The 10561-nt window shown below is 66.0% G+C and carries 11 protein-coding genes; 7 read left to right on the forward strand and 4 right to left on the reverse strand.

Going from position 1 to position 10561, the window contains the following annotated elements:
* Positions 1–190: 190 nt before the first annotated feature.
* The 5 genes from FB460_RS12500 to brnQ all read left to right on the forward strand — a co-directional run bounded on the left by FB460_RS12500 (position 191) and on the right by brnQ (position 6523).
* Positions 191–1192, forward strand: a complete 1002-nt coding sequence (locus FB460_RS12500; RefSeq protein ID WP_142094537.1) for a nitronate monooxygenase — start codon at positions 191–193, stop codon at positions 1190–1192.
* Between the two features lie 293 nt (positions 1193–1485).
* Positions 1486–2535, forward strand: coding sequence for an ArsO family NAD(P)H-dependent flavin-containing monooxygenase (locus FB460_RS12505; RefSeq protein WP_142094538.1), 1050 nt, complete (start codon positions 1486–1488; stop codon positions 2533–2535).
* Between the two features lie 502 nt (positions 2536–3037).
* Positions 3038–3997, forward strand: coding sequence for a phosphotriesterase family protein (locus FB460_RS12510; RefSeq protein ID WP_142094539.1), 960 nt, complete (start codon positions 3038–3040; stop codon positions 3995–3997).
* A 108-nt stretch (positions 3998–4105) separates the two neighbouring features.
* Positions 4106–5134, forward strand: coding sequence for a DUF2207 domain-containing protein (locus FB460_RS12515; RefSeq protein ID WP_170210102.1), 1029 nt, complete (start codon positions 4106–4108; stop codon positions 5132–5134).
* A 36-nt stretch (positions 5135–5170) separates the two neighbouring features.
* Positions 5171–6523, forward strand: coding sequence for a branched-chain amino acid transport system II carrier protein (brnQ, locus tag FB460_RS12520; RefSeq protein WP_142094541.1), 1353 nt, complete (start codon positions 5171–5173; stop codon positions 6521–6523).
* Here the strand turns inward: brnQ and FB460_RS12525 are convergent.
* Complete coding sequence (locus tag FB460_RS12525) at positions 6508–7197, reverse strand: metal-dependent transcriptional regulator (RefSeq protein WP_142094542.1); 690 nt, start codon at positions 7195–7197, stop codon at positions 6508–6510. The two genes, brnQ and FB460_RS12525, sit on opposite strands and share 16 nt — an antisense overlap.
* Positions 7198–7395: 198 nt before the next feature.
* Here FB460_RS12525 and FB460_RS12530 point away from each other — a divergent pair, with 198 nt between their 5' ends.
* Positions 7396–7965, forward strand: coding sequence for a manganese efflux pump MntP (locus FB460_RS12530; protein ID WP_142094543.1), 570 nt, complete (start codon positions 7396–7398; stop codon positions 7963–7965).
* A 27-nt stretch (positions 7966–7992) separates the two neighbouring features.
* Here FB460_RS12530 and FB460_RS12535 read toward each other — a convergent pair whose 3' ends face one another.
* Positions 7993–8778 carry a helix-turn-helix transcriptional regulator gene (locus tag FB460_RS12535; RefSeq protein ID WP_211346000.1) on the reverse strand — a complete coding sequence of 262 codons (786 nt, stop codon included), beginning with the start codon at positions 8776–8778 and terminating at the stop codon, positions 7993–7995.
* 50 nt (positions 8779–8828) lie between these two features.
* Here FB460_RS12535 and FB460_RS12540 point away from each other — a divergent pair, with 50 nt between their 5' ends.
* A complete protein-coding gene (locus tag FB460_RS12540) occupies positions 8829–9332 on the forward strand; it encodes a VOC family protein (protein WP_142094544.1) in 504 nt (167 codons plus the stop codon).
* A gap of 54 nt (positions 9333–9386) precedes the next feature.
* On the opposite strand, the gene FB460_RS12545 is transcribed toward FB460_RS12540, so the two are convergent.
* Both FB460_RS12545 and FB460_RS12550 read right to left on the reverse strand, forming a co-directional pair.
* Complete coding sequence (locus FB460_RS12545) at positions 9387–9665, reverse strand: DUF7218 family protein (RefSeq protein WP_142094545.1); 279 nt, start codon at positions 9663–9665, stop codon at positions 9387–9389.
* 4 nt (positions 9666–9669) lie between these two features.
* Positions 9670–10227 carry a type 1 glutamine amidotransferase domain-containing protein gene (locus FB460_RS12550; RefSeq protein WP_142094546.1) on the reverse strand — a complete coding sequence of 186 codons (558 nt, stop codon included), beginning with the start codon at positions 10225–10227 and terminating at the stop codon, positions 9670–9672.
* Positions 10228–10561 lie beyond the last annotated feature (334 nt).

Here is a 10561-nt window from a genome sequence, read left to right on the forward strand (position 1 = left end):
TTCACGAGAGGGTCCGGTGCATGCACCGGACCCTCTCGTCATGTCCTGCTCGTCACGTCCTGCTCGTCACGTCTTGCTCGTCACGTCTTGCTCGTCACGTCTTGCTCGTCACGTCTTGCTCGTCACGTCTGGGGGTCTTCCGACACCGGTGGTGAGCACATAGCGTGGGCATCCCGGAGGGAGGCTCAGCATGTTCGACACACAGGCGCCCATCGTCGCCGCACCCATGGCCGGTGGACCGAGCACGGTGGAGCTGGCATCAGCCGTGAGCGAGGCGGGGGGTTTCGCTTTTCTGGCCGGCGGATACAAGGAACCCACGGCGCTCGCCGATGAGATGGCCGGGTTGCGCGCCCGAGGGCGTCCATTCGGGGTGAATCTGTTCGCCCCCGGCGTCATGGAGGTGGAGACCGATGCCTTCGCCGCTTACGCCCAGGAACTGGGCCCCGAGGCAGAAGCCCACGGGGTATCACTGGACCCCGAGCCCGTGATCGATGACGATCACTGGGAAGCCAAACTCAGGCTGTTGCACGCAGACCCGGTCGCGGTGGTCTCCTTCACGTTCGCACTGCCGGGCCCTGAGGTGGTGGCCTCCCTGCAGTCTGTGGGAAGCCGTGTTCTGGCCACGATCACCACGGCCGAGGAGGCACGGGTGGCCCAAGAAGCGGGGGTCGATGGTTTGATCGTGCAGGGCGCTTCGGCCGGCGGACACAGCGCGACACTGAACCCGCACCGTGACCCTGAAGACATCCCCACCAGCGAAGCGGTGGCCCGGGTCCGTCGCCAGGTGGATCTGCCGGTGGTTGCCGCCGGAGGTGTCGATGGGCCGGCGGCCGTTGACGAATTGCTCGCTGTCGGCGCTAGGGCAGTGGTGATCGGAACCCTTCTGCTGCGGACTGACGAGGCCGGTACGTCGGCGACTCATCGCACCGCACTCGCCGATCCACGATTCGATCGAACAGCCTTGACACGAGCGTTCACCGGTCGCCCGGCTCGAGCCCTCGTCAACGGGTTCGTCGAACGCCACCGTGAGGCACCCACCGCCTACCCGGCGGTACATCATCTGACCCGGGAACTCCGCAGGGCCGCCGGGGCCGTCGGCGACACGGACCGGCTGCATCTCTGGGCCGGGACCGGATACCGCCAGGCACCGACGGGCCCGGCGGCAGAAGTCGTGCGATGGCTGGCCGACTGATGCAAGCACATGGTCGGTGATGTCCACAACCGGCCAGCCGTTTCCACCCGGGGTGATGTCGCATCACAGCTACACGCGATGTCGCCCCTGCAAAAGCCCACCACGACAGGCAACGGCACCCATCCGCGGGGATTCCGCCAGGCACCGGCGATGGCCCTGTCAGAATCCAGTGGTCGGTTGTGGACACTTCGGTCAAGTGGCGCGCTGGTCGACGAACGACCCGGCCATCGCCACACGCTCCCTCAACGGAAAACCGCACCACAACGACTGCCCGTTCCGACCTCAGGAGGATCATGATCTCGACCGATGTAGCGGTGATCGGCGGTGGACAGGCCGGGCTGGCAGCCGGTTTCCACCTACGGCGCCGAGGGGTGAAAAGTGTCATCCTCGATGCCAACACCCATCCGGGTGGGGCCTGGCAGCATTTCTGGGATTCGATGCGGATGTTCTCCCCCGCCGCCCACAGCCCCTTGCCCGGATGGCGCATGCCGCCACAACCGGGCGAGGACTTCCCGACCGCCAACCACGTCGTCGAGTACTTCACCCGCTACGAGGATCGGTACGACCTGCAGGTGCAGCGTGGCGTGCGTGTGGTGAACGTGCGACGTGCCGAAAAACGCTTCCTTCTGGAAACAGACCACGGCGACCTCTCGGCTCGGGCGGTCATCAGCGCCACCGGCACGTGGGAGAACCCGGTCCTGCCGGAGTACCCCGACCAGCAACTGTTCTGTGGCGACCAGCTGCACACCGTCGACTACAAGAGCCCCGAGCCATTCGCCGGGAAACGAGTGGTCGTGGTCGGGGGCGGCAACTCCGGGCCGCAGGTGCTGGCCGACGTGTCGCAGGTTGCCGAAACGCTCTGGGTGACCCAACGGCCACCCCGATTCATGCCCGATGACGTCGATGGACGCGTTCTTTTCGATGTGGCGACCGCCCGTGAAGCCGCTCGACGTGAGGGTCTGGAGCATGAGGGGGTTGAAGGGCTTGGCGACATCGTGATGGTTCCAGCGGTGAAGGATGCCCGCTCACGTGGCGTGCTCAAGCGCCGACCCATGTTCGAGGGCTTCACGGCACGAGGAGTCCGATGGGCCGACGGTTCGGAATGGACCTGCGATGCGGTGATCTGGTGCACCGGATTCCGACCGGCCCTGTCTCATCTGGATGGCCTCGATCTCACATGGACCGATGGCCACCCCGCCACCGAGGGCACTCGATCGGTCGATCACCCCGGGTTGCACCTGCTCGGCTACGGCGACTGGACCGGCTTCGCCTCCGCCACGATCATCGGCGCAGCCCGGACCTCGAAGTCGACGGTGGCTGAACTCATTGAGTTTTTGGCCTGAGCCGCCAACTGCTGGCGCACAACGTGACTGCAAAGCCTTCCGGCGAAGATGACCGTTTCCTACCAGCCGATTCTCGGGCTCGCCCGTTGAGCCCATGCCCACGTGGCCCTGCGGAATCCAGTGGGAGGAAATGGTCACTCCCCCTGTGCGCACCCCAAGAAAGAAGAGGCACAAACCGCGGTGGAGGCACCACGCTTATGGATGTGAGCAATACCGCTCACCGACACCACGAAGGAGTTCCCATGACCACGCCTGATCGGATCACTGTTCCCGACGTCTGGGACGAACCCGCCACCGGGACCGAATAGTGCGGCTGCGGAGACAACCTCGACGCAGACCGCATCCACAACTGACCACCGCCACGAATCGAGTGGGAAGAAACCGCACCACTCCATCACGCCCGCACTCTCGAGCCCCCTGCGCATCTCCGAGCATTGACCTTCGGGGAGGAGTGGCCCATCATCAAACATGAATGCCACTTCAACTCTGGCAGAGAGCAACGATGCCTTCCATCCAGACCGTCACCGGACCCATTGACCTCGATGATTTCGGCCCCACGCTCGTGCACGAGCACGTGGTCATCATGAACACCGAGTACAACCAGAACTATCAACCGGATTGGGACGAAGAAGCACGCATCTCCGACGCCGTGGAGAAACTCAACGAGCTCAGTCAGCTCGGGATCACCTCGATCATGGACCCCACCGTGCTGGGGCTCGGACGCTACATCCCCCGGATCAAGCGCATCGCCGAACAGGCCAACATCAACATCCTCGTGGCCACCGGCCTGTACACGTTCAACGACCTTCCCATGCAGTTCGAGTATCGGGGCCCCGGGCGCCTCGTCGACATCCCCGAGCCGCTCACCGAGATGTTCATCTCCGACATCACCGAGGGAATCGCCGACACCGGGGTCCGAGCAGCCTTCCTCAAGTGCGCGATCGAGCAGCCGGGGCTCACCCCGGGTGTCGAACGGGCCATGCGGGCCGTGGGCCAGGCCCATGTGGAGACCGGCGCACCGATCACCGTGCACACCAGCCCGCACAATGAATCAGGATTGACGGCCCAGCGAGTGCTCAAGGAGGAAGGTGTCGACCTCGACAAGGTCATCATCGGGCACTGCGGCGACACGACCGACCTCGACTATCTGTGCCGCGTCGCCGATCAGGGCTCGATGTTGGGCATGGACCGTTTCGGACTCGACATCTTCCTGCCCACGGCTCAGCGTGTCGAAACGATCCTCGAACTGGTCCGCCGCGGCTACGCGGACAGCATCACCCTGACCCACGACGCCAACTGCTTCATCGACTACTTCAGCGATGCGGAGAAGGCGCACGCCGCACCGAACTGGCACTACCGGCACATCAGCGAGGACGTCATCCCCGCACTCCTCGACGGTGGACTCGACCAGAGCCACATCGAGACGTTCCTCGTGACCAACCCTCGGCGCCACTTCGAGTGACGCTCCGGCTCCGGTCTCGGGCGGGCGCCACACCGCCCGGCCGAGCACCGGAACCCGGCGCCCATCGTCGCCATGTGCCCTGCGCCTCACGGCGTTAGCATCCACACCATGTGGAACATGGTGACGGTGGTCTGCGTGGGCGCGCTCCTTCTTCTGTACGTCTTCCAATGGCGCTCCCACCGGACGGGATCGACGCCCATCAGCCGCCACGACTCCGTCTTCGCCCACCTGCCACCGGGCGTCATCCCGGGCGATCCCAACGCCCCCATACGCAAGGCGACCAGCGCCGATGTGAAAGCACCGCTCGCCGTGCGTTTCGAGCCGCCACAGGGTGTGCGTCCGGAGCAGGTGGGGATGCTGGTCGACGGGAAGGTCCAGGCCTCCGACATCGCCGCCGCCGTGCTCGACCTCACCGTGCGCGGCATCATCCGACTGACCCCTGAGGTAAGAATTCACGGCCTTCGACGCCGCCTGACGCGGGACTGGCTGGTCACTGTCCTTCGCCAACCGCATCCGCAGGAGGTCAGCGCCCTCCAACATCGGCTCCTGCGCGCGTTCGCCTGGTTCAGCAGGCCGGCGACGCTCCATCAACTCAGGCCGGCCCTCAAGCTAGCCATGAAGGAGATGCGCGAGACGCTCGCCGGCGATCCCGCGAACGACGCCTGGTATCCCGGGCATGAGGAGGGCTCACTGACGTTCGGCGCCATGTTCGGCGCCGGCTATCGAAAGCGAAGTGCCCTCGGAGCCGCATTGCGCTACCAGTCGGCCGGGTTCCGTGAGTTCCTCGCCACGGCCGACGGCGATCGGTTCCGCTTCGAGGCCGGCGCCGGGATGTTCAGCCGCCACCTCCCCTGGGCCGTGGCATACGGAGTGACCCATCAGTGGGTGCATGCCTTCCGCGAAGCCGCGGAGGATGCCCCTGCCTCGGTCGCGACGACCTGGTCCGGCGACCTCGCCTGGTTCGCCGATTTCAGCGGAGCCGACTTCAGCGCATTGGCCGATCTCGGCGATTCGATCGGAGACCTCGCCGATGGCATCGGCGACCTCGCCAGCGATCTCACCTCAGGCATGGACGACGCCGGCGGTGATGGCGACGGTGGTGGTGACGGCGGCGGCGATGGCGGAGGCGGCGATTGACGCTAGGCTCGCCCCTCAGCGAAAAAGGAGCGAGCGATGGACCACCCCCAGCAAAAACGCAACACGCCAGCCCTTCTGGCTGTGACCTCCGCGTCGCTGTTCGCCATGTTCTTCGGTGCCGGGAACCTGGTCTTCCCGCCCATGTTGGGAGCGCTGTCCGGTGAGAGTTTCCCGCCAGCGATCATGGGCTTCCTCGCCTCGGCAGTGGCGCTGCCGGTCGTGGCGGTGATGGCCGTCGCCATCACCGGGCATGACATCCGTGACCTCACCGCACGAGGCGGCCGCATCTTCGGCGTGCTGTTCCCGGTCCTCGTCTATCTCTCCATCGGAGCGTTCTATGCGCTCCCCCGCACGGCCGCCGTCAGTTTCTCGGCAAGTGTCCCGCCGCTCACAGGTTGGGACTCGTGGCTGGCGAAGGCCCTCTTCTCCGCCGTGTTCTTCGGCGTCACCTACCTGCTCGCGTTCGATCCGCACGGCATCGTCGACAAGATCGGCCGCTATCTGACCCCCGCCTTGGTGGCGTTGATGGTGCTCCTGGTCGTGCTCAGCGTGCTGCTCATGCGCCCCCAGCCGACGCCGCCGACCCCCGAATACGCCGAGGGCCCCTTCATCAGCGGCTTCCTCCAGGGCTACTTGACCATGGACTCCCTCGCTGCGCTCGCTCTCGGCATCATCGTCATCGCCTCGCTGAAGCACGCTGGGGTTCCTGCCGGTCGGCCGCTGGTGCGCGGCGTGATGGCGGCAGGCTCCATCGCCGGATTGATGCTCGCCGCGGTCTATGTGGGTCTGGCAGCGATCGGGCGACGCCTCCCCGACGCGCAGAGCCACTCCGATGGCGCATCGCTTCTCTCGGCCGCAGCCCACCACACAATGGGCTTCGCGGGGATCGTGGTTTTCGCGCTCATCGTGCTCTTCGCGTGCCTCACCACCTCGGTGGGTCTGCTCGGTGCGACATCGGCGTTCTTCGCACGCCTCGTTCCTGCCGTCTCCTACCGCCGTTGGGCGATCGGGTTCAGCGTCATCTCCTTCCTGGTGTCGACGCTGGGGCTTGATCTCGTCATCGCCATCGCCGCGCCGGTCATCGGTTTCCTCTACCCCACGGCCATCACGCTCATCGCGTTGACGCTGATCGAACCGATGCTGCGCCGACGCCTGAACCTGACCTTCGTCTTCGCCCTGGCGGTGTCCCTGGTCTGGTCGGCTCTGATGACACTCACCTCACTCGGGTGGGGCTCGGCCGTCATCGACCCGATGATCACGTGGTCCCCCGGGCATGCCCAGGAACTGGGTTGGGTCGTGCCGACGCTGATGGCCGCCGTGGCGGGATTCATCGTCGACGTCGTCCGTGATGAACGAACCCCCGAGCCCGCAGGTCAGCCCGAGACCTGATCCACGTGCACCGCGCCCGCGATGGGCAGGCTCATCTCGATCGCCTGATCCTCGGACTGCACGGTCATCAACCCCGTCGCGGTCATGGGTGTCACGATTTGCAGTGTCGACCCGACTCGGATCCCACGATCGGCCAGGAAGCGCAGCACATCGGGGTTGGTGTCGGAGACGCGGACCACCTGCACCGTCTGCCCTGTCTCGCAGCGCGTCAGGATCCGCGCGGTCACCGGCCCGTCCGCCCTGCCCATCGCACCGGCCTGTGGGATGGGATCCCCGTGGGGATCCACCTCCGGGTGTCCGAGGGCGGCGTCGATGCGTTCGATGAGGAGGTCCGAGGCGGCATGTTCGAGCCGGTCGGCCTCATCATGGACCTCGTCCCAGCGGTAACCCAGGTGTTCGACGAGGAAGGTCTCGATGAGGCGGTGCCGCCGGACCACGTCGACGGCCATGCGCTCGCCTTCCTCGCTGAGTGAGATGGTCCCGTAGGGCTCGTAGTGGATGAGTTCCTCGCGGGCGAGTTTCTTGAGGTTCGCCGACACCGTGGAGAGGGTGACCCCGAGGGATGCCGCGAGGTCGCTGGTGGTGGCCTTCCGGCCATCATCGGGCCATTCGCCGGCTTTCCAGATCAGGGTCACGTAGTCCTCGGCGACACGAGAGGTCTCGCGAGCGGTCACGTCGTCTTCCTTCTCCGGGCAGCACCCAGCGTCGTTGTCCAAGGTTCAGCTTCACCACTGGTGATCGCTGTGTCCAGCCCCAGCCTGAAGTGAGCCTTATCTAACTTCCAGTTAACCGTGGACACACCGGGTTCGCGACCCCGACAGTTGTTTCGCGTCGGCCACTTGTCGACGCCATCCGCTGCGCGAAAGGCCTCCATGACCACCTTCTCGATCTCCCTCATCGGGATCGGTGTGTCCGCCGACGCCTTCGCCGCAGCCCTGACCCGTGGTGTCACGATGTGCAGGCTCGACTACCGGCACGCCGCCATCATCGCGCTCGTGTTCGCGGGTTTCCAGATGCTGATGCCGCTGTTGGGGTGGGCGTTCACCGCGCGCTTCACGTCGTTGCTCGCTCCTGTGGATCATTGGATCGCCTTCGCCCTGCTCGCCCTCATCGGCGGCAAGATGATCTGGGATTCGGTGAGTGGCGGTGACGACGCCGAGGCCGCTCCGCGCAGCATCGGTTTCCGGCGGCTCCTGCTCCTAGGGTTGGCGACGAGCATCGACGCCGCGGCGGTCGGCGCGTCGTTCGGGATGCTGCAGGTGTCGATCCTGCAGGCAGTGCTCATCATCGGGCACATCACCCTGGTGTTGTCGTTCATCGCCGTGGTGATCGGGAATCGGATCGGTGTGCGCTTCCGCCGACCGGCGGAGTTGCTCGGCGGGCTCGTCCTCATCGGCATCGGAACCAAGGTCGTGCTGGATCATCTGGCGTTCTTCGGCTGACGCCACCGGCCTCCTGGTCAGGCCCGGTCAGGAGCGGAGCCGTTGCAGATAGTCGCTGGGCGAATGACCGAGCGCCTTTCGGAATTCGTGGGTGAAGTGTGCCTGATCGCTGAATCCGTGCTCGGCGGCGACCGACGCCACGCTGGGGCGCGAGGCGTCGCGGAGTCGATGGGCGGCGTCCTGAAGTCGTCGGCGCCGGATCATGGCGTAGGGGGTCAGCCCCACGTATCGGGCGGCGAGGCGGTGGAGGGTCCGCACCGAGACCCCGCAGGCCTCAGCCAGGTCGGTGACGGTGGTGATACCCGGTTCTTGCTCGCAGACGTCGGCCATGTGGTTGGCCGCCAGGGCTTCCTCATCCGGCTCTCCGGCCCGGTCCACGAGCCACTCCCCCACCACGCCGACCGCGGCCCGCAGGCCATCCGCGTCGACGAGGGTGGTGACGGCACGGTGCAGGTCGGGGGCGTCGAGCGTCAGGTATTGATCGCGGCATGTGCGCGGATCGCCGGTGAAGGCGGGCACCGCCGCGGGGCGAAGCCTGGCCCCGACCACCCATCCGTGCCCTTCGAGGTCTCGGTGGGACGCGCGGGTCGCCGGCCCGGCGAAACCGACGAGTTCGGTCTCCACGGCGAGGTTGCAGGTGGGGTACGCGAGCACGTGTTGTCGCAAGGTGGTGCCGTCAGGGAAGTCCCAGACGCTCAACCACCACCAGTGGACAAGGTCGATCAGTGCATGCTCGGGTTCGATGCGTTCGAAGTCGACCGGGAGCAGATTGGGATACAGCGTCCCGCGATCGACACGTGGCCCCATGGACATGGCACGAATCTACAAGCCGGCCCTGACGCGGGCGGCCTAGCGTCCTGCCCATGGAGAACGCACAGACGAACCCCGCCACCGGAGCCCACACCGACAACGGCACGCCCCACGGATACACCTCGATCACACCGTTCCTGGTCGTCGCCGATCCGGTGGCGGCCCTCGCCTTCTATCAGGACGTCTTCGGAGCGCGCCTCATCAACTCCACCGCGTTCGGTGATGTCGTGGTCCATGCCGAGCTCGAGTTCGCCGAGGGGCGTCTGCAGCTGGGCGCCGCCAGCCCCGGATACGGGACGGTTGCGCCTGACCCCGACGCCGACGAAGTGCGGTTCTCGCTCGCGCTCTACTGCCCCGATGTGGACGCGGTGACGCAGCGTGCGGTCGATGCCGGGGCCACGTTGCGGGAACCGGTCGCGAACTTCGTCTCCGGGGACCGATTCGCCAGCATCCGGGACCCGTTCGGCATCCGCTGGTCGATCATGACGCGCGTGGAGGATCTCTCCGACGCCGAGTCCGACCGACGCATCAAGGAATGGGCCGCCCAACAGGGGTGAGCTGTGAGGCTCGCGTACAGCGGTCTCCCTCGCTGAGCCTGCGAGGGACACCGCTCACCCGTGCTTGCGCAGTGCCTCGATCAGCTCGTCCTTGATCATCTGCGAACGGCCTTCGATGTCGAGTTCACGGGCGCGCCGTTCCAGTTCGTCCTTGGTGCGATCGGGATAGTCCCTTGCCTCACCGCCTCGCTGCCCGACCTCCGAACGGGAGGTGCGGGCGGCGGCGTTGGCGATGCGCGCGGACTTCTCCTTGCTGTTGCCCTCGTCGCGCAGCTTCTCGTACAGCTCGGCGTCCTTGACCGACGCCCCGGATTCCTGACGCTTCTCCGCCACGGCCTCAGGCCCCCGCCGATTTCGGCCCGTGGTTGAGGGCCTCGATGACGGCACCGTTGAAGGCGTCGAGGTCGTCAGGGTTCCTGGAGGTGATGAGGTTCCCGTCGGTGACGACGCGTTCATCCACGACGTCGGCTCCGGCGTTGCGGAGATCGGTGCGGATGCTGGGGTAGGAGGTGACGCGGCGTCCGGAGATGACGTCGGCCTCGGCCAGGACCCACGGCCCGTGGCAGATGGCGGCCACGGGTTTGCCCGACAGCACGAAGTCCTTGACGAACTGAACGGCGTCCGCGTCGGTGCGCAGCAGATCGGGGTTGGCGACGCCGCCGGGCAGGACGAGAGCGTCGTAATCGTCGACCGAGGTCGCCGAGACCTCGACGTCGACGGGATAGGTGTTGGACCTGTCCAGATGGTTGAACGCCTGCACCTCACCTGACGCGGGACTGACCAGCGTCGGCGTGAAACCGGCGTCCTCCACGGCCTTCCACGGCGAGGTCAGCTCGACCTCCTCGATACCTTCGGCCGCGACCAGAAATGCAACCTTCTTCGTATCAGTAGCCATATGTCGACAGTAACGCGTCTGGCGCGCGGGACAAGCTCAGGGGCAACCCGAGCGCCGAACTCGATCGCACACTTGGACATGGTTGGGATCACATTGTGTTTCCATTGCGATACACGTATAGACGTGAAGCAGACCATGCGCAGGGCAGCCCTCCTGCTCAGGTAAGCAGAACCACCCGGGCCTCGTCATCGTGCTCGACGACATGGAGCCCCTTCATCGTCACCAAGGAGTGACCATGGAATTTCACGGCAGGCTCATGTTTCCCGCGTTGGCGGCCACTGACCGCGATGCTGTCCTCGCGGAGCTTGGCAACGCAGTCATCAATGCGGGGTCG

This window comes from Propioniferax innocua (assembly GCF_006716235.1).
Classification (GTDB): domain Bacteria; phylum Actinomycetota; class Actinomycetes; order Propionibacteriales; family Propionibacteriaceae; genus Propioniferax; species Propioniferax innocua.